The 18,472-nt window shown below is 66.6% G+C and carries 18 protein-coding genes and 1 tRNA gene; 7 read left to right on the top strand and 12 right to left on the bottom strand.

The window, feature by feature from the left end:
* Window positions 1-15: 15 nt before the first annotated feature.
* Entirely contained in the window at window positions 16-267 is a 252-nt protein-coding gene (locus AC5RUO_RS12440; RefSeq protein ID WP_494011385.1) for a cell division protein CrgA, read from the bottom strand.
* Between the two features lie 172 nt (window positions 268-439).
* On the opposite strand from AC5RUO_RS12440, the gene AC5RUO_RS12435 reads away from it, so the two are divergent.
* From AC5RUO_RS12435 to AC5RUO_RS12425, 3 genes are read left to right on the top strand one after another with little or no spacing between them, the layout of a single operon-like run.
* On the top strand, window positions 440-1,231 hold the full coding sequence (locus tag AC5RUO_RS12435; RefSeq protein WP_494011384.1) for a class E sortase: 792 nt from the start codon (window positions 440-442) through the stop codon (window positions 1,229-1,231).
* Between the two features lie 2 nt (window positions 1,232-1,233).
* On the top strand, window positions 1,234-1,404 hold the full coding sequence (locus tag AC5RUO_RS12430) for a hypothetical protein (RefSeq protein WP_494011383.1): 171 nt from the start codon (window positions 1,234-1,236) through the stop codon (window positions 1,402-1,404).
* Window positions 1,401-2,042 (top strand): aminodeoxychorismate/anthranilate synthase component II, encoded by a 642-nt coding sequence (locus AC5RUO_RS12425; protein ID WP_494103678.1) that lies wholly within the window; start codon window positions 1,401-1,403, stop codon window positions 2,040-2,042. The genes AC5RUO_RS12430 and AC5RUO_RS12425 overlap by 4 nt, the downstream gene beginning before the upstream one ends.
* Window positions 2,043-2,058: 16 nt before the next feature.
* Here the strand turns inward: AC5RUO_RS12425 and pknB are convergent, their stop codons facing one another.
* Genes pknB through AC5RUO_RS12390 form a run of 7 tightly spaced genes read right to left on the bottom strand, consistent with a single transcriptional unit; the run spans window position 2,059 to window position 11,511 of the window.
* Window positions 2,059-3,987 (bottom strand): Stk1 family PASTA domain-containing Ser/Thr kinase, encoded by a 1,929-nt coding sequence (gene pknB / locus AC5RUO_RS12420; RefSeq protein WP_494103787.1) that lies wholly within the window; start codon window positions 3,985-3,987, stop codon window positions 2,059-2,061.
* Between the two features lie 38 nt (window positions 3,988-4,025).
* Window positions 4,026-5,735, bottom strand: coding sequence for a protein kinase domain-containing protein (locus tag AC5RUO_RS12415; RefSeq protein WP_494011381.1), 1,710 nt, complete (start codon window positions 5,733-5,735; stop codon window positions 4,026-4,028).
* A complete protein-coding gene (locus AC5RUO_RS12410) occupies window positions 5,732-7,192 on the bottom strand; it encodes a peptidoglycan D,D-transpeptidase FtsI family protein (protein ID WP_494103677.1) in 1,461 nt (486 codons plus the stop codon). Before AC5RUO_RS12410 ends, AC5RUO_RS12415 begins: the two co-directional genes overlap by 4 nt.
* Window positions 7,189-8,586, bottom strand: coding sequence for an FtsW/RodA/SpoVE family cell cycle protein (locus AC5RUO_RS12405; RefSeq protein ID WP_494051993.1), 1,398 nt, complete (start codon window positions 8,584-8,586; stop codon window positions 7,189-7,191). Before AC5RUO_RS12405 ends, AC5RUO_RS12410 begins: the two co-directional genes overlap by 4 nt.
* Window positions 8,583-10,286, bottom strand: a complete 1,704-nt coding sequence (locus tag AC5RUO_RS12400; RefSeq protein ID WP_494103676.1) for a PP2C family protein-serine/threonine phosphatase — start codon at window positions 10,284-10,286, stop codon at window positions 8,583-8,585. The genes AC5RUO_RS12405 and AC5RUO_RS12400 overlap by 4 nt, the downstream gene beginning before the upstream one ends.
* A 2-nt stretch (window positions 10,287-10,288) precedes the next feature.
* Window positions 10,289-10,771: an FHA domain-containing protein FhaB/FipA gene (locus AC5RUO_RS12395; RefSeq protein WP_494011377.1), complete on the bottom strand. Its 483-nt coding sequence runs from the start codon at window positions 10,769-10,771 to the stop codon at window positions 10,289-10,291.
* Window positions 10,768-11,511: an FHA domain-containing protein gene (locus AC5RUO_RS12390; protein ID WP_494051995.1), complete on the bottom strand. Its 744-nt coding sequence runs from the start codon at window positions 11,509-11,511 to the stop codon at window positions 10,768-10,770. The genes AC5RUO_RS12395 and AC5RUO_RS12390 overlap by 4 nt, the downstream gene beginning before the upstream one ends.
* Window positions 11,512-11,886: 375 nt before the next feature.
* Between AC5RUO_RS12390 and AC5RUO_RS12385 the strand changes: the two genes are divergently transcribed.
* Window positions 11,887-11,969 (top strand) — tRNA-Leu (locus AC5RUO_RS12385).
* 192 nt (window positions 11,970-12,161) lie between these two features.
* Here AC5RUO_RS12385 and AC5RUO_RS12380 read toward each other — a convergent pair.
* Window positions 12,162-12,866 (bottom strand): FadR/GntR family transcriptional regulator, encoded by a 705-nt coding sequence (locus AC5RUO_RS12380; protein ID WP_494103675.1) that lies wholly within the window; start codon window positions 12,864-12,866, stop codon window positions 12,162-12,164.
* 10 nt (window positions 12,867-12,876) lie between these two features.
* On the bottom strand, window positions 12,877-14,004 hold the full coding sequence (locus AC5RUO_RS12375) for an L-talarate/galactarate dehydratase (RefSeq protein WP_494011374.1): 1,128 nt from the start codon (window positions 14,002-14,004) through the stop codon (window positions 12,877-12,879).
* Window positions 14,005-14,289: 285 nt separating this feature from the next.
* Here AC5RUO_RS12375 and AC5RUO_RS12370 point away from each other — a divergent pair, with 285 nt between their 5' ends.
* A complete protein-coding gene (locus AC5RUO_RS12370; protein WP_494103674.1) occupies window positions 14,290-14,982 on the top strand; it encodes a hypothetical protein in 693 nt (230 codons plus the stop codon).
* 1 nt (window position 14,983) lies between these two features.
* Here AC5RUO_RS12370 and AC5RUO_RS12365 read toward each other — a convergent pair whose 3' ends face one another.
* Complete coding sequence (locus AC5RUO_RS12365; protein WP_494103673.1) at window positions 14,984-15,679, bottom strand: TetR/AcrR family transcriptional regulator; 696 nt, start codon at window positions 15,677-15,679, stop codon at window positions 14,984-14,986.
* A gap of 139 nt (window positions 15,680-15,818) precedes the next feature.
* Here AC5RUO_RS12365 and AC5RUO_RS12360 point away from each other — a divergent pair, with 139 nt between their 5' ends.
* On the top strand, window positions 15,819-17,207 hold the full coding sequence (locus AC5RUO_RS12360) for a flavin monoamine oxidase family protein (protein WP_494103672.1): 1,389 nt from the start codon (window positions 15,819-15,821) through the stop codon (window positions 17,205-17,207).
* 69 nt (window positions 17,208-17,276) lie between these two features.
* A complete protein-coding gene (locus AC5RUO_RS12355) occupies window positions 17,277-17,759 on the top strand; it encodes a pyridoxamine 5'-phosphate oxidase family protein (RefSeq protein ID WP_494103671.1) in 483 nt (160 codons plus the stop codon).
* Between the two features lie 53 nt (window positions 17,760-17,812).
* On the opposite strand, the gene AC5RUO_RS12350 is transcribed toward AC5RUO_RS12355, so the two are convergent.
* Window positions 17,813-18,415, bottom strand: a complete 603-nt coding sequence (locus AC5RUO_RS12350) for a DUF6919 domain-containing protein (RefSeq protein WP_494011369.1) — start codon at window positions 18,413-18,415, stop codon at window positions 17,813-17,815.
* Between the last annotated feature and the right edge of the window lie 57 nt (window positions 18,416-18,472).

The following is an 18,472-nucleotide window of genomic DNA, read 5'->3' as shown; positions in this document are numbered from 1 at the left end:
GTTGGAGAAGAAGGCCTAGGAGCGCCAGCGCGTGGTCATCAGGAAGCCAATGATGGCAATGCCGAAGCCGGCCACGATGTTCCAGGATCCCCATGCCTGGACCGGAAAGAGACCTTCGCTGATGTAGTACGTGATGATCCAGAACAACCCAATGATCATCAGCCCGAACATGACGGGCTTGAACCATACGGGGTTCGGCTTGTACGCCTGCGGGGAAGCCGGCTGGACGGTGCTGTCGGTCTTCTTTCGCGGCTTTGACTCGGGCACTGGGTCTCCTTGGCGGCTGGGCAAGCTCGGCGTGCCGGGCTTGATATCCTGCAAGAAGGAAATTGCCAGCGGTCTGCGCGATCTTGGACAAATCTGGATTCTTACTAGCAGCCAATTCTAGCCGGACTTCCTGGGCCCCCGGTGCCCAGCGGAACCGCCCCGAGGAGAACGCGTGGTATTGCAGGAGAAGGCGAGGCCCGCCGCTGCCCCGGCTGCCGGCGTCGGAATAGTACGCATGACCATCCAGGTACTCGGCGAACTCCTCATCACCGCAGGCATCATCCTCCTGTTGTTCGTTGCCTGGCAGCTGTGGTGGACCAACGTGGAATCGGATGCGCGGCAGAGCGAAGTCATCAAGGAGTTCGCCCAGGACCTCGGCAACCCGCCGCCGGCCCCCGCCCCGCAGGAAGCAGGCGGACCCGCGCCCGCCGAGGATTTCGGACCACCGGTGGTGGGAGCCGCCCCCGGCCACGCCGGAACCATCGGCATCATGTACATCCCCCGGTTCGGCACCAGCTACACCCGGCCCATCGTGCAGGGCACCACCAGCGACGTCCTGGACACTCTTGGCCTTGGCCATTACGCCACCACGGCCATGCCCGGGGCGGTGGGAAACTTCGCCGTCGCCGGCCACCGGCAGACGCACGGCGCAGTGCTGGACAACATCCATACCCTGGTTCCAGGCGACAAGATCTATGTGCAAACCAAGGACGGCTACTACGTGTACGTCTTCCGCAACAACCAGATCGTGATGCCCAGCCGCACCGACGTCCTGGAGCCGGTGCCAACCCTTCCCGGCGTCACACCCACGGAAAGCTACCTCACCATGACCAGCTGCAACCCGCGTTTCGGGGCGGAAGAGCGCATCATCGCCTACGCCCTGCTGGACAGCTGGCGGCCGGCCTCCGCCGGTCCGCCCGCCGAAATCGCCGCGCAGGTGGCGGCAGCGATAGGAAAGGGCTGAGCATGTACGGATGGATTTTCCGCCACCTTCCCGGGCCCTTGTGGCTGCGGATGGTCACCTCGCTGGTGCTCATTGCCGTTGCACTGGTATTGATGGTCCAGTTCCTTTTTCCGTGGATGTCCGAGTACACCCAGTTCACTGACTCAACGATTGGTGCAGCAAGCCAGCCATGACCACAACCAAGATCCTCGTGGTGGATAACTACGACAGCTTCGTCTACACCCTGGTGGGCTACCTCCAGGAACTCGGCGCCGAGACCACCGTGGTCCGCAACGACGACGTCACCCTCGCCGAGGCCATCGAACTGGCCGGCACGCGCGACGGCGTCCTGATCTCCCCCGGTCCGGGCAACCCGGCCGAGGCCGGTGTCTGCATCGAGCTGATCCGGTGGTGCGGGGAGAACAGCGTCCCGATGTTCGGCGTGTGCCTGGGACACCAGGCCCTGGCGGAGGCCTTCGGCGGCAAGGTGACGCATGCCCCGGAGTTGATGCACGGCAAGACGTCACAGGTGGAACACATTGGCACCAGCGTCTTCGCGGGACTCCCCTCCCCGGTCACGGCCACCCGCTACCACTCCCTGGCTGCAGTGCGGGAGACGATTCCGGATGTCCTGGAAGTCACCGCACAAACTGCCTCCGGTGTGGTCATGGGACTCCAGCACCGTACCGCTCCGCTGTGCGGTGTCCAGTTCCACCCGGAATCGGTCCTGACTGAGGGCGGCTACCAGATGCTCGGCAACTGGCTCGAGTCGCTGGGCATGAAGGGTGCGGCCGCACGGGCTGCCAAGCTGAGCCCGCTCATCCAGCACTGACGCACCCGCCGCTGGCCTAGAGCAGGCCCTTCTTGCTGGGCGTCGCCGTCGCCGTCGCCGTCGGCGTCGGGGTTGCGGTGGGCGACGGCGGGGGTGGAGGCGGCGCCTTGGCCACCACGATGCTGACCGTCTTGCCCTGCTCCACGGCGGCGTTGACGGGATCGCTCTGGTCCGTCACGCGCCCGGCCTCCACCTGCCCGTTTTCCACCTCGATGGCATTCGGGACCAGGCCCAGTTCCTTGAGGGCAGACTCGGCCTCCTCCCGGGTGCGGCCGCGCAGTTCGGGGACTGCCACCTTGCCCGTGGAGACCACCAGTTCAACAGTGGTTCCAACGCCCACCATCTGGCCGGGCGCAGGGCTGGTGGTGATGACGATTCCCGCCGGGACGGTGGCGCTGTTGGCGGTGGTGGTGGACGGGGCGCCCACCAGCCCGCTTTGGCGCAGAATGTCCCGGGCAGCAGCCTCCGTCTTGCCGGGAAGGCTCTCCGGAATCTTGACGGCGCTGGGGCCTTCCGAGATGTTCAGGACCACCTCCGTGCCCGGGTTCAGGGCTCCGGACGCCGGTTCGGTGCCGATGGCGGTTCCCTTGGCCACGGTGTCATGCTGCAGCCGGACAATCCTGGGCGGGAGGCCGGCCTTGTAAAGTTCCTGCAGGGCGGCGGACTCCGTCATCCCGGCTACCGCCGGGATTTGCACCTGCACGATGGGCGCGGGCCGGTTCACCGTGTTGTACAGCCACAGGCTACCGCCGGCCAGGACCAGCAGGGTGACCACCACCAGGGTGGCTATCCACGCACGACGGCGGGACGTCTGACGCGCGGTCCGATCCCGCTCGGGGGCAAACCCCAGCGGCAGGGGCGCGGCGGACGGGTTCTCCTCCTCAGGGGCGGGCAGGGCAGCGGTGCCGCGGTGGGAGTATGCGGAGGTGGCGGCCAGCCGGCCGGTGGGAGCGTCCTCCAGGAAACTCGCACCGGTGGCAGCGAAGGCCTGGGTTGCCGGCGCCGCTGCAGGCACATAGTCGTTGGGGTCCGTGGGGGCTTCCGAGGCGGGGACTGCCATGACCGGAATTCCGGACCTCGCCGCGCGAAGGGCGCGCCGGAAGGCGGCGGCGTCCTGGAACCTGTCATCCCGGTTTTTCTGCAGGGCCTTTGCCAGCACGGAGTCCAGTGCCGCGGACACGTCGGGGTTCACGCTGCTGGCGGGCTCCGGTATCTCCCTGACGTGCTGGTAGGCCACGGAGACCGGGCTGTCGCCGATGAAGGGCGGCCGGGACGTGAGCATTTCATAGAGCAGGCAGGCAGCGGAGTACAGGTCGCTGCGCGCATCCACTGTTTCGCCCCGGGCCTGCTCCGGCGACAAATACTGGGCCGTGCCCACCACGGCCTGCGTCTGCGTCATGGTGGCTGAGGAATCGGCGATGGCACGGGCGATGCCGAAATCCATCACCTTCACCGAGTCGGAGCCCTCGCAGTACATGACGTTGGCCGGTTTGATGTCACGGTGCACAATTCCGGCCTTGTGACTGTATTCCAGTGCGGCCAGGACGCCCAGGCAATAGTCGATGGCCTGGTCGATGGTGACGCGGTTGGCGCGGATGAGCTCGCGGATGGTCTTGCCCTCCACGAATTCCATCACGATGTAGGGCACGCGGACGGATTCGGCGGATCCGTCCGGCACCAGGTGTTCCCCGGTGTCATAGATGGCAACAATGGACGAGTGGTTCAGCGCCGCTACCGCCTGGGCCTCGCGCCTGAACCGGGCCTGGAACTGGGGGTCCCGGGCCAGGTCGGGGCGCAGCAGCTTGATGGCGACTGTGCGCCCCAGCCGGGTATCGGTGCCACGGTAGACGTCAGCCATGCCACCGCGGCCGATCAGGCCGCCCAGTTCATAGCGGCCGTTCAGGACACGCTGGTTGTCCACCGGGAGGCTGTCCTCCCGGTGCATCGGGGTGCGCGGTGACTCATTCACTGGCTGTCCTGGGGCTACGGCTTGCAGGTTGGCGGGGCACCCGGAAGTTCACCGTCTGCGCAGTCAGGCAGCAGCGATGTCGCGGTGGGCGCTGCCACCGACGACGTGGTGGGAGCCGGCGTGGGTGTCTGGGTGGGTGTTGGGGCCGGCGGGGCGACGGCGTAGGTGACAGTGATGGGCGATCCCACCGGCAACGGTCCGGTCGGGTTCAGTCCCACTACCCTTCCCGGTGCGGCCTCATTGGTCTGCTGCGGCTGGACCGTCACTGCGAGGCCCAGGTTGGAAAGTTCCGACTGGACCTGGCGGTAGTCCTTGCCGAGGTATGCCGCCGGAATCACGTTGACAGTAGCCGGCTGGGGCTCCTGGGTGGGCGTCGGTGTGTTCCTCGTGACGGTGGGCGTGGGCGAGGCCCTTGTCGGGGTGGGGCTGGCGGTGGTGGTTTGTGGGCTGGACGACGGCGGGCTGGACGTTGCGCCGTCGGACGGGAACAGGATCCCCCGCTGGTTCAGGAAGAACCCCACCAACGCGAACAGCACCAGCAGGATCAGGGCGATGAGGGGCCAGGTCCAGGGGCTGCGGCCCTTCCGCTCGGGCTCATCGGCGGGCTCGTCGTCGTACGTTGTCTCTTCCGGCACCCAGTTGCGCTCGGCAGCCAGCGCATTGGCGCGGGCCAGCGGACCCTGCGGGCCCTCCGTATCGGCGGCGGATGCCCCGGCAGCCCCGGCGGCGGCACCCGCCGCGGCCGCTCCAAGAACCGGTAGGGCGGAGGTGGGCGTCGGGGACGAGTCCCGCGAAGCGCCGATGACGCCTGTGGGTGCGGTAGCGGTATCGACGGGGGCGGTGATGGGGCCGGTTGACGCATCGAAAAGAAGCATGCCAGGTACGGCGGCGCGTGCTGCATTGATGTCACCGTTGCGGATGGCCTCGGCGGCCTCCGCCAGCTTGATGGCGTTGGCCGGGCGGTCCTTGGGATCCTTGGCCAGCATGGACATCAGCAGTGCGCGGACCGGTGCAGGCAGGCTCTCCGGCAGGGGCGGCGGCGCGTCGTTGACCTGGGCCAGGGCGATCGCGATCTGGGACTCCCCGGAAAAGGGCCGGTGCCCGCTGAGGCACTCGTAGCCGATCACTCCCAGGGAGTAGATGTCCGATGAACCGGTTGCGGTCTGGCCGGTTGCCTGCTCCGGCGCCAGGTATTGGGCCGTGCCCATGACCTGGCCGGTCTGTGTGAGCGGAACCTGGTCCGCGAGCCGGGCAATGCCGAAGTCCGTGACCTTTACCCGCCCGTCAGGGGTGATCAGGAGGTTTCCGGGCTTGACGTCGCGGTGCACCAGGCCCTGGGCGTGGGCAACGGCCAGGGCACGGGCGGTCTGGGCGATGATGGACAGCGTGCGGTCCGGGGAGAGCACCTGCTCGCGCTCGATGATGGTGCTCAAAGGCTGTCCGGGAACGAGCTCCATGACCAGGTAGGCCGATCCCTCCTCCTCGCCGTAATCGAAGACGTTGGCGATGCCTACGTGGTTCAGGAGTGCGGTGTGGCGGGCCTCCGCGCGGAACCGCTGGAGGAACCCGGGGTCACCGGTGTATTCCTCCTTGAGTACCTTGATCGCGACGATGCGGCCCAGGACGAGGTCTTTCGCCTTCCAGACTTCCCCCATGCCGCCAATCGCGATCCGCGTGGTCAGCTGGAATCTGCCGCCGAGGGTGATTCCGGTTGTAGGCCTCACTTATTCAACACCGCCTCAAAAATTCTCTTCGCGTTCGGACTGGTCAGCTGTGCGCCGGTGTTGATGTCTACGCCCTCCATGACGATGGTGACACCCACCTGCGGATTGTTTGCGGGGGCAAATCCCGTAAACCATGAGTTGTTGGTTCCGTTGCCGAGCTCCGCCGTTCCGGTCTTGCCCGCCACCTGGACGCCCGGGACGCCTGCGCGGTTTGCAATGCCTTCGCTGACCGCGCTGACCATCCAGTCCGTGATCTGGTTGGCGATGGCGGGGGTGGTGGACGTGCGGAGCTGCTTCGGCTGCGGTTCATCGATGACCCGCAGGTCCGGGGAGCGCAGGGCCTTAATGAGGTTGGGCTGCATCTGCACGCCGTCATTTGCGATGGCCGCGGTCATCATGGCCACCTGCAGCGGCGTGGCGCGGACATCCTTCTGGCCGATGACGGACTGTGCCAGGCCGGGGCCGTCCAGGTCATCCGGGAAAGTGTTGCCGCTCGCGTAGTTGAGCTTCAGCTGGTCACCCATGTCCTGGCCGAAGCCGAACTTCTCGGCCTGCTCGGCGATGGCGTCCCGGCCAATATCCAAAGCGATGCTTGCGAAGGGCGTGTTGCAGGACTGCTGCAGGGCGAAAGCGAAGCTGGCCGTGTCCCGGGTGTAGCAGTTGCCGCCCGCATAGTTGGGCAGGCGGTACTGGATACCTTCGAACGGCAGTTCTGCCGGATTGGGAAGTTCGCTGTCCTTGTTGTACTTCCCGGATGCCAGGGCCGCGGCGGTATCCACCAGCTTGAACACGGAGCCGGGGGCGAGCAGTTCACCGGTGGGGCCGCTGACGTTGGGGTTCAGGTTGATTCCGGGCACCTTGACCAGTTCATTCATGCTGGAAGCGGCAGCGGTGAGGTCCTGGGTGGCCACGAGGTTGGGGTTGTAGGAGGGCTTGGACACCATGGCCAGGATGGCGCCGGTCTTGGGGTTGGTGACCACGATGGATCCCCGCTGACCGTCCGGGATCAGGCTGTAGGCGAGCTGCTGGAGCTCAGGATCGATGGTGAGCTCCACCGATGCCCCCTTGGGCTGGTTGCCGAGGAACAGTTGTCCCACCCGGTCCAGGAACAGCTGGTCCGAGTTGCCCGCCAGTTCGCCGCCCATGGACTGCTCCAGGCCGGTGGCGCCGAAGTTCTGGGAGAAGTACCCGGTGATGCCTGCGTACAGCTCCGGCTGCGGGTACGTGCGCTGGAAAGCACAGGTCTCCGAGCCGCTTTCCACGGACTCCGCAACCGGGGAACCGCCAACAACGATGGCCCCGCGGTCGTTGCAGAAACTTTGCAGGACAGCGCGCTGGTTCCAAGGGTTTGCCTTGAGTTCGTCAGCGCCGATCACCTGGACGTAGCTGATAGCGCCGAATATAAGGGCGAACATGGCGACGGCCGCCACCCACGAATGCCGAATTGCCTGGTTCACAGGTGCTTCACCGCCTCGGTAGGAGTGTCAATGCCGGTTGCTTCGGCTCCCTTGGCCGGCGGCAGGGGTGTGGTGTCCACGGGGCCGCGGGCGGTGTGCGAAATCATCAGGAGCAGGCCAACGATGATCCAGTTGGCCAGCAGTGACGACCCGCCCGCAGCCAGGAAGGGCGTGGTCAGGCCGGTCAGGGGGATCAGGCGTGTCACGCCGCCGATCACCACGAAGCATTGCAGCGCCACGGCGAAGGACAGGCCGCAGGCGAGGAGCTTTCCGAACGCGTCCCTGGTGCCTAGTGCGGCACGGAAGCCGCGGGTGAACAGCAGGAGGTACATCAGGACGACGGCGAACAGGCCGATGAGCCCCAGCTCCTCACCCAGGGAGGCGATGATCATGTCGCTGTTGGCGAACGGGACCAGGTCCGGCCGTCCCTGCCCCAGTCCGGTGCCCACCAGGCCGCCGTTGGCCATCCCGAAGAGGCCCTGGACGATCTGCAGGCTGCCTCCCGGGGAGCGTCCGTAGACCTCCTCGGTGAAGGCGTTGAGCCAGCCGTAGATCCGGAGCTCCACATGGGAGAACACCTGGGCCGCAACGAACCCGCCGCCGGCGATGAGGGCCAGGCCGATCACCACCCAGCTGATCCGGCTGGTGGCCACGTAGATCATCACGATGAACAGGCCGAAGAAGAGGATCGAGGAGCCCAGGTCGCGCTGGAAAATGAGCACGCCGATGCTGACCAGCCAGGCAGTGATCATTGGGCCCATGTCCTTGAACCGCGGGAACTGCAGCGGGCCAACCTTACGGCCTGCCAGCAGGATGAGGTCACGGTTGGAGGACAGATAACCGGCGAAGAATATGGCAAGGGTGATCTTGGCAACCTCGCCTGGCTGGAATGTCATGGGGCCGAGCCGGATCCATACCCGGGCGCCAAGGATCTCGCCGGCGCTGATGCCGGGCACTAGGGGCAGGATCAGCAGGAGTGCACTGGCTGCCAGGGAGATGAACGTAAAGCGGCGGAGGATCCGGTGGTCCTTGAGGAACCAGATCACGGCGATGGCTACGGCCATGGCAATCAGGGTCCAGCGCAACTGGTTGTTCCCGGTGTCCTCGCCCGGTGCGTCCAGGCGGTGGATCATTGCCAGGCCGATCCCGTTCAGGGCGACCACGATCGGAAGTATTACCGGATCGGCATATTTGGCGCGGAATCGAAGGACGCCATGGAAAACCAGGGCCGCCACTGCCAGGAGGCTGGACTGGAACCAGAAGTCGGAGTCGAAGGCCTTTTCCTGGTCAACGCCGACCAGCATGTTGGCGCCGATGCCTACGGCCAGGGCCAGCAGAAGCAGGGCGAGTTCAACGTTGCGGCGCGGTTTGGGAGTGGTGCTGAGCTGGCTCATTGGCCCACCTCGCAGGTAACAGTGGGTGTGGGTGAGGGGGACGGGCTGGCCGGAGCCGGCGCGGCGGGCTCGGTGGCGGCCGGCGACGCGGAAGCCGTGGGTGCCGGTGCGGGTGTTGAGGGCGCGGCGCTGGCCGAAGGGGACGGGCACTCGTCTTCGGGGGACGTGCTGCCCGTCAGCTCGAGGTTCTTAACGATGCGCTGTGCGTCGTAGAGGTCGTTGGCGGGCACCGTCTGGCGGACCCGTTGCTGGGAGAAGGGCGGTAGTGAGTCCATCCGGATCTCAGTGACCGTTTCGAGGCTGGACAGCTGGATGGGCCCCAGCCGCTGGGAAACCCCGTTGAAGATCGCGACCCGGGAATCGTGCTCGCCGATGTAGTAGCGGGTCTGAGTCCAGGCATAGCCCAGCCATAAGCCCACGGTCAGGACCACCAGGAGGGCGGCCGCGATGGTCCACGTGACCCATCGGCGCGGCTTCAGCGGAACGAGGGTTTCGTCCTCGTCGCCTGTGAGCGGCTCTGCCTTGTGGGTGAGGAGGGTTGCGGCGCGCCGGGCGACAGTCCGTCCGCCGATAGTGGGGATGGAACCGGACTCCGCGGCAGCCGCTGCGGCGCCGACAAGCTCATGCGGCCTGCTGGAAAGTTCTTCGCGGAGAACCTCGGCGGTCAGGTGCTCGCCGAGGTGCGGATCCGTGGAACCGGGCTCCACCACGCCCGACCCGGAATGTTCGCCGTCGGGCTTATCTTCGCCCTCTCCTTGGGAATCGTCATCCTTGCCGGCGTCCGAACGCCTGGCTCCGGTTCCAGGGATGCCGGACCCCTTTGGCGGAGGGGTTTTGCCGGTAGGCGCACCAGGGTCATCCGTGGCGGCAGCGGGCTTGGTGCCCACAACGGGAGGGATGACGTCGACGGCGGCGGTGCTGACGTCGTCGGGCGTTTCTTCCACGATCTCCACCATCACAACGGTGACGTTGTCCGGGGAGCCCGCCTCGAGGGTCAAATCAACGAGGGTTTCCACGCACTCGCGGAGGTCCCTGGTTTCCTTGACCGTGCGCTCCACGGCATGTCCCGCCACGTAGTTAAGGCCGTCGGAGCAGAGCAGCCAGCGGTCGCCAGCCTTAACATCGAGAGTGCCAAGGTCCAGTTCGGGGCTCGCGTCCACGTCGCCAAGGACCCGCATGAGCACGTTCTTGTGCGGATGGCTTTCCGCTTCCTCGGGCTTGAGCCGGCCTTCGTCGATGAGCCGCTGGACGAACGTGTGGTCCACGCTGACCTGCTTGAACTCGCCGTCGCGGAGGCGGTAGGCGCGGGAGTCGCCGATGTGGGCGAAGTGCAGCTTGCCCTCGGCGAGCAGCAATGCCGTGACCGTGGTGCCCATCCCGGCCAGCTTCGGGTTGATGTGCACCAGCTCGGAGAGCAGGGAGTTCGCGGTCTGGATCTCGTCCGCGAGGATGGTGCCCGCATCGCCGTCGTAGTCCGAGCGGTCCAGGTGGATCATGTCCAGGACGGTGGCGGCAGAGGCGACGTCGCCGCCCGCATGGCCGCCCATGCCGTCAGCCACGACAGCCAGGTGGCGTCCCGCGTACGCCGAGTCGTCGTTCTTAGACCGGATCCGGCCCACATCGGAGCGCGCGGCGAAGCGCATGATGAGGGGCCGCTCCGCGGGCTTCTGCCCGTCTGCGGTGTTCTCTGGGACGGCCACGGCTATGGCCTCAATTCGATGACCGTCTTGCCGATTCTCACAGGTACGCCTGGCTCAACGGGGAGGGCACGGGTCAGTTGCTGGTCCGCGAGGTAGGTTCCGTTGGTGGAACCCAGGTCCTCGATGAACCAGCGGCTGCCCTGGGGGAACAGCCTGGCGTGACGGCCCGAGGCATAGTCGTCCTCGAGGACCAGTGTTGCCTCCTGGGCGCGTCCCAAGAGGATGGGGCTGGCGGCAAGCGGCACCGAGGTCCCCTTCAGCGGTCCCTCGACTACCACCAGCTGCCGGGCCTGCTGCTTGGCGGGTGCCGGCGGGGTATCGGCAAGATCCGGGTTTTTGCGGACCTGCCGGGCAGTGGGCGCCCCGGACGCTGCCTTGCGCCCCACCATAAGGTCACGGCGCATGGCAGAGACGATGCTGAAAATGAGCACCCACAGGAGCAGGAGGAAGCCAAACCGCAGCGCGGTGATGGTGAGGTCGCTCATGCGGGGCCACCCGGGCTGGCTGGAAGCAGGCGGAAGATAATCTTTGTCCGTCCCATCGTGATGGTGGAGCCGTCGGTGAGTTCGGTGCTTCCGGAAACCTTTTGGCCGTTGACGTAGCTTCCGTTGGTGGAGCCCATGTCCACCGCCGTGGAGACGCCGTTCGCGGTGCGGATCTCGAGGTGGCGGCGCGAGACGCCCGTGTCCTCTACATGGATATCGGCATCGGACGACCTGCCGAGCACGATGGACGGGGCATTGAGGGAATAGCGCTGGCCGTCGATGTCCAGGACGGGCTGGAGCCGGACCGGCTGGCGGCTGGGCGCGGCCGGAACGTTGGGCCGCGCGGGAGGAGCGGCCGGAGCGGCGCCTGATTTCTCCGTGGAGGAGACGATCTCGAAGTCTCCGGCCCGAAGTTCCGTGTCCCGGCGGAAGGAGATCCGCACCGGGCCCTGCAGTGTGTAGCCCTGGCCGCGGACATGGTTGATGACAACGTCACAGAGTTCCTCTGCTAGCGGGGTGCCCCATTCCTGGGCCCGCCGGAAGTCATCGTCGCTGAGCTGCACGTCGAAGACGTTGGGTGCCAGTGTCCTCCCGGCGGTGACGGTCAGGGACCTGTGGTCCACTTCCCGGCGCAGCCGGCTGGCGATTTCCACTGGCTCAACCTGGGCTTTGGATCCGGTGGAGAAGACGCCCCGGACAGCCTTTTCAATGCCGCGTTCAACTTTGTCCAGCAGGCCCATGGTTCTTCTCCTTTCCCCCCGGATACGGGGCAGTCCTAGTTCCGGAACTTCTCTTTGCGTGCAGTTCACAACCCGGCAGTGCACCTGCAGGACGCAGCCGCCTCTACATCCGATACTACTGGGCAGGCCTGTGAATGACCTTAATCCACAACGGCCCGCCGCCCGGAAAAGTTCGTGCCCCGGGATCCCGGAAGCCGTTCCTGACGGTCGTTTCACCTGCGGCAGGACAGGGAATCCCGGCTGTCCGTATGGGGTTCCACACAGCCTCCGGCAGGCCAATTGGTGTTTTGCGGCATCTGTCCGTTATGCTTGATCTCGCTGCTTTTACAAGACTGCGAATCCGGGAAACCGGAGTGGTCCGGTGGAAGAAGTTGCGCGCGAGTGGCGGAACGGCAGACGCGCTGGCTTCAGGTGCCAGTGTCCGAAAGGGCGTGGGGGTTCAAATCCCCCCTCGCGCACGCAAATGGAAGAGCCCCGGTCTTAGGACCGGGGTTCTTTTGCGTTGTCTTCTGGTGTTGATACCCGTGCTTGTTCGCGCATCAGTACCTTCGGATTCCGATGCGCGAACACGCTTAGGTGCGGCGGTGATAGGGCGGCGCGACGACGGGAGGCCTCCACGGTGCCTGCGCCCGCTCAGGCGCTGCCCCGGCTTAGCCGGACGCGCGTGCGGAAGCCTTGAACCGGCGTCGTGAGTTGGCCAGGTGGCTGCGCATGGCGGCGGCGGCCGCGGCCTCGTCGCCATCGCCGATGGCGTCGGCGATGGAACGGTGCTCCTGCACCACTTGGTCGAAATGATCGCGGGCGTAATGCTCGACGCCGGTCATCAGGCGGGTGCGCGGCATCGCGATCATGGTCTGCCCCAGGGCAGCGAGGCAGTCGGAGTAGTACGGGTTTCCGGAGGCGGCGGCCACCGCCCGGTGGAATTCGAAGTCTGATTTCATGGCGTGGGCCGGGTGCCCGGCGCTGGCGGTGAACTCCTCGAGTGCCGCCTGGACAGCCCGGAGCTGGCGGCCGGTATGGTTCCGTGCAGCTAGGGCGGCCGCTTCCGATTCGACCCCCATGCGGAACGCCAGCAGGTGCAGCCGGTCCTCGGTGGTGGCCACCGGACGGGCCCCCGGCGCGGCCGCGGGCCCGTCCGAGGGCGGAGTAAGGGCGAAGCTGCCGCGGCCGCGCTCGGTTTCCACCAGCCCCTCCGCCTGGAGCCGGGTGAGGGCGGCACGCACTACCGTGCGGCTGACGCCGAAATCGCTGATGAGCGTGTTTTCGCTGGGGAGCTTCTCACCGGGCTGGATGATGCCGTCAACGATGCGGTTGCGAAGGTCGGCGGCAAGGTCCGCGGTGAGGTTCCGGCTCATGGCTTCAAGGTTACGCGCCGAACTCCACGGATTCGGTGGTCCAGGCGCGGGCCTGGTCGCTGAGGGTGACGCCGAGTCCCGGGCGGTCTGGAACAATCATCCGGCCGTCCTTGGTTTCCAGGCGTTCGTTGAACAGCGGGTCCAGCCAGTCGAAGTGCTCCACCCACGGTTCCCGCGGGTAGGCCGCAGCCAGGTGCAGGTGGATCTCCATGGCGAAGTGCGGGGCGAGCCCCAGTCCGCGTTCGTCCGCGAGGGCGGCGAGGCGCAGGAATTGGGTGATGCCGCCGACGCGCGGGGCGTCGGGCTGGATGATGTCGCAGCCGTTAGCGGCGATCAGGCCCTTGTGCTCGGCCACGGAGGCGAGCATCTCGCCGGTGGCGATGGGCGTGTCCAGCACCTGCGCGAGGTGGGCGTGGCCTTCGAAATCGTAGGCGTCCAGGGGTTCCTCGATCCAGACGAGGTTGAATTCCTCAAGCTGGCGGCCCAGGCGCAGTGCGGTGGCGCGGTCCCACTGCTGGTTGGCGTCCACCATGAGGGGGACGTCCCAGCCGATGTGTTCGCGGATGCCCGCCACGCGGCGGAGGTCCTCCTTGCTGTCCGGCAGGCCCACCTTGATCTTGATGCCGCCGATGCCTTCCTCGATGGACTGGGTGGCGCGGGCTTTTACCTCCTCGAGGGTGGCGTTCAGGAAGCCGCCGGAGGTGTTGTAGGTCTGGACGGAGTCGCGGTAGGAGCCGAGGAGCTTGGCCAGGGGAAGCCCGGCGCGCTTGGCCTTGAGGTCGTACAGGGCGATGTCGATGGCGGCGAGGGCCTGGGTGGCGACGCCGGACCGGCCCACCGAGGCGCCGGCCCACAGGAGCTTGGTGTAGAGCTTGCCGATGTCGTTGGGGTCCTCGCCGACGATGCCCTCGGCGACTTCCTTGGCGTGGGCGTACTGGGCCGGGCCGCCTGCCCGCTTGGAGTAGCTGAAGCCGAGGCCGGTGTGGCCCTGTTCGGTGGTGATTTCGGCGAAGAGGAAGACCACTTCCGTCATCGGCTTTTGGCGGCCGGTGAACACTTTGGCATCGCTGATGGGCACAGCGAGCGGAAGGCGGGCGGTGGACAGTTTGACGTGCCGGATCAGGTCGATAGTGCTCATGGATTCTCCTAGTGGGGGTTGCTGGGCGCCATCGCCCACCTTCCTAGGATACAAGTAACTAACTTGTACTACAAGTATAGCCGTGGGTCGATTGGCCACGTCCGGCAGTGCAATGTAACGTTTAGGTCACCGGTCGGAGCACACGCCCGGCGAAGCATCCATGCTGCTTCTGCGTGCTATGTCCCCCACGGGGGTGCCCCTGCGTTCCCAGGCCGGAAACCGTTCCAGGCAGGGAACCTCTCGAGGTCTGCCGCTCCGCACTCCCATGAAGAGGCTTCGTTTTCCATGCGCAGGAATCATCTGCTGGCCACCGGTACGCTTGTTGCTTTGTTCGTGACAACCGCGTGCACCGCCCCCGACCCCATGGCAACCGCAGACCCGGCTCAAGCCAAGGCCACAGCCAGCACCGCCGCCCCTTCCGCTGCGGTGGGCACTAGCCAATTGGCGGCGGCCGAGAGGGCCAGGGCTGCGGCCGATAGGAAGGCTGCGGAAGAGGCTGCCGCCAAAGCGAAAGCAGAAGCCGAAGCGAAAGCAGAAGCTGAGGCGAAGGCCGAAGCTGAGGCGAGGGCAGAAGCCGCGGCCAAGGCGCAGGCCGCCGCCGGTCAGGCGCAGGAAGCGGCTGCAGCCGGGCAGGTACCCCACGTCGAGGGGACACCTCCCGGTGCCGGCGGCGAAGCGGCCGCCGCTTCCCCTGCTCCGGTATCAGCGGCGCCGGTGGCGACCGGCCAGCCGGCTGCGCCGTCCCCCGCGCCCACCCCCCGGAGTGCACCGGCAGCGGGCACTAGCGCCACGCAGCCGACCGGCACAGGATCCGCCGGGCAGGACGCAGGAACGGGCGACGCCACGTGCCTCCAAGCCCTGACGGAGGTTGGAGCGGTGATCGGTGGCCTGTTGGATGAAAACGCTGATCCGGATGCGGGTCTCCTCGGGGACGTCAGCTGCAACATCACGGATGGCAGCGGGACCGCCGGGCGCTAGGTCAGCCCGCATGCCCCCGCAGCGCCCCCAGCCCCGAGATGAGCGCCTCCAGCCCCAGGCCGAACGCCGTGTCGGCGGGGCGTCCGGGGCCGGCGGAACTGCGCACGGCGGCGGTGAAATGCGGGTTCGCCTCCGCCATGGACCCTGGCTCGAAAATGTCCCCGGGGGCGGTCACGTCATAGGCGGACCCGAAGATAAAGGACTCCAGGGCTACGATCGCGGACACAATCCGCTCCTCCGGGAAGCCTGCGTCCAGGAACCCCTTGCTCACCGTCTCGTACATCGCCAGGGTCTGCGGGGCGTCCGTGACCGGCAGCACGGCGATGACGGGAATCAGGGGCGTGTGCTCGGCAAAGACGTCCCGGTAGCTCCAAGCCCAGGTGCGCACGGCATCCTCCCAGGACTTCGAGCCGAACGCCGAGACGTCCACCAGTGACGTCAGGTGGTCCTCCACCAGCAGCAGCACGTCGCGCTTGGACGCCACGTGGTTATACAGGGCCGACGGCGCCACCTCCAGCTGCTTCGCCAGCGCTGCCATGGTGAGCCCGTCATAGCCCTTCCGGCTGACCAGGTCCAGGGCCGCCGTCGTGATGCCTGCCTTGTCCAGCACCGCCGCCGATGGCCGGCCGGCCCGCCGGCGCCCCGTCCCCGCCCCGGTTCCCGTGGTGTGTCCTTCTTCGGCTGATACTGCCGGCATTCCTGCCCTTTCTTTGGTGGTCCCCAGCATTATTCCACCCGGGCACTTCCCGTCCCGGCCACAAGCAGCTATAGTTCTAATAAATGAACGGCATTCATTTAGTGCTCCCGGTCACTTCGCGGGAGGCAGAGAGGACATCATGCTGAACCTGAACCGCGACGTCGTCGTCGTTGGGGCCGGTCCCTCCGGGCTCACCGCAGCCCGGGAGCTGAAAAAGGCGGGGCTATCTGTCGCCGTGCTCGAGGCCCGCGACCGCGTGGGCGGCCGCACCTGGACCGATACCGTGGACGGCGCCATGCTCGAAATCGGCGGCCAGTGGGTCTCCCCGGACCAGACCGTGCTCCTGGACCTCCTCGGCGAGCTCGGCCTGCAGACCTACTCCCGCTACCGCCAGGGCGAATCCGTCTACATCGGCTCCGACGGCATTCCCGTCCGCTACACGGGCGACACCTTCCCGGTGGATCCCAACACCAAAGCCGAAATGGACCGCCTGGTCGCATTGCTGGACGGGCTCGCCGCGGAAATCGGCGCCACCGAGCCCTGGGCCCACCCCAAAGCGCGGGAGTTGGACACCATCTCCTTCCACCACTGGTTGCGGCAAAACTCCGCCAATGAGGAAGCCTGCAAGAACATCGGCCTCTTCATCGCCGGCGGCATGCTCACCAAGCCCGCCCACGCCTTCTCCGCCTTGCAGGCCGTGCTGATGGCCGCCTCGGCCGGCTCATTCACCCACCTGACGGACGAGGACTTCATCCTCGACCGCCGCGTAGTGGGCGGCATGCAGCAGGTATCGCTGCTGCTCGCGCAGGAGCTGGGCGACGACGTCGTCCTCAACACCCCGGTGCGCACCATCAACTGGGAGCCGGACGCCGACGGCGGCCACTGCGTCACCGTCGAATCCGACCGCGCCACAGTCAACGCCCGCTTCGTGATCATGGCCGTCCCGCCCAACCTGTACTCGCGCGTCTCCTTCAACCCGCCGCTGCCCCGCCGGCAGCACCAGATGCACCAGCACCAGTCCCTGGGCCTGGTCATCAAGGTCCACGCCGTCTACGACCGCCCCTTCTGGCGGGACAAGGGCCTGTCAGGTACCGGCTTCGGCGCCAACGCCCTGGTGCAGGAGGTCTACGACAACACCAACCACGGCGACACCCGCGGCACCCTGGTGGGCTTCGTCTCGGACGAGAAGGCCGATGCCGTCTTCGAACTTGATGCCGAGGACCGCAAGAAGGCAATCCTGGCCTCCATCGCCGGTTTCCTCGGCGACGAGGCACTCACGCCCGAGGTCTACTACGAGTCCGACTGGGGATCCGAGGAATGGACCCGCGGCGCCTACGCCGCCAGCTACGACCTGGGCGGCCTGCACCGCTACGGCAAGGACCAGCTGACCCCCGTCGGCCCCATCTACTGGGCCTCCTCCGACCTCGCCGCCGAAGGCTACCAGCACGTGGACGGCGCCATCCGGATCGGCCGCCAGACCGCCGCCCGGATCGCCGAAGTGGCAAGGGTGGCCGTCGCCGTCGGATAGCCAATAAGCATGCTTACTAATAGGCTTGCCAGTGGGGAGCGTCCCCTATGCAGACAAGCGAGGTGAGACATGACTGACGCCCAGGGCATCAGCAAGGTTACGGACATCATCAACGATTCCAAGATCGGGATGTTGACCACCATCAACGAAAAGGGCGCCCTTGTGAGCCGGCCGTTGGCCGTCCAGGAGGTTAAGGACGACGGCGACATGTGGTTCTTCACCGGCCTGGGCACGTCGCAGGTCGCCCACGTCCGGGCCGACGCGCGCGTCAACGTCGCCTTCGGCAAGAACACCGAGTGGGTTTCTGTGGCCGGGACCGCCCAGGTTGTGACCGACCGGGCCAAGATCCACGAGCTGTGGAACGAGGCGGTCGAGGCCTGGTTCCCGGACGGGCCGGACACCCCGGAGGTATGCCTGCTGCACGTCGATTCAGACTCCGCGGAGTACTGGACCAGCCCGGGCGGCACTGCCGCCACGGCGCTGCAGTGGGTGAAGTCCAAGGTCACCAACAGCCGCATGAGCGTCGGCGAAAGCGACACAGTGGAACTGTAAGTTTCCTGAAACGGTAAAGGCGGGGCGGCAGCCCCGCCTTTTCTTTTCCCCCGTTAGTCCCGCCCGGTCAGGGCGCCGAGTACGGCGGGAAGCAGTACGCCGTTGCGTCCCCACACAGGGTCGAGGATCTCCACGTACCAGGAGTCGGCAAGCAGTAGCGCCAGGGCGTCATTGGTCTCGTCGGCCCAGTCGCGGATCTGGGCCTCGTCCACCGGGTTCTCGCTGGAGCCCAACACGGTGGTGACTTCCGTCCCGGCCAGGGTGACCGGGATGGACGCGCTGCTGGCCTCACCCGGAGCGTGGGCCACCGTGACCAGGTCAGTCCGGGTGGACAGCGCCAGCAGGTCTCCGGCAACGGCAGCGCTGCAGAAGCCTGTCACGTACTCCCGCTGTGCAGCAGACTCGGTTTGAACGCCTGGCTGGGACTCCTTGGTGAACAGCCCGTTGCGGTTCAGTTTTGCCAGGGCTGCGGCAATTGGTCCGGTCTCCTCATCAAAGCCGGCTGCAAAGTGTCCGGGCTGGTAGGAGCTGCCGCCCTCAAGCCAGCGGGCGGTGAGCTCACCGGCGGCTTCCAGGGTGGTGGCTTGGCGCCACACCCCGCGGTCCTCAAGCAGCCGGCCGAACTGGTCGCGCTCCGGCAATTCTTCTGGCTTCATCTCCGGATGCTATCGCCGGTGCGGCGGAACCTTCCACCGCACCGACACACCACTTAA

Source organism: Arthrobacter sp. Y3221087 (genome assembly GCF_059089905.1).
This window is presented reverse-complemented; position numbering and strand designations above follow the sequence as displayed.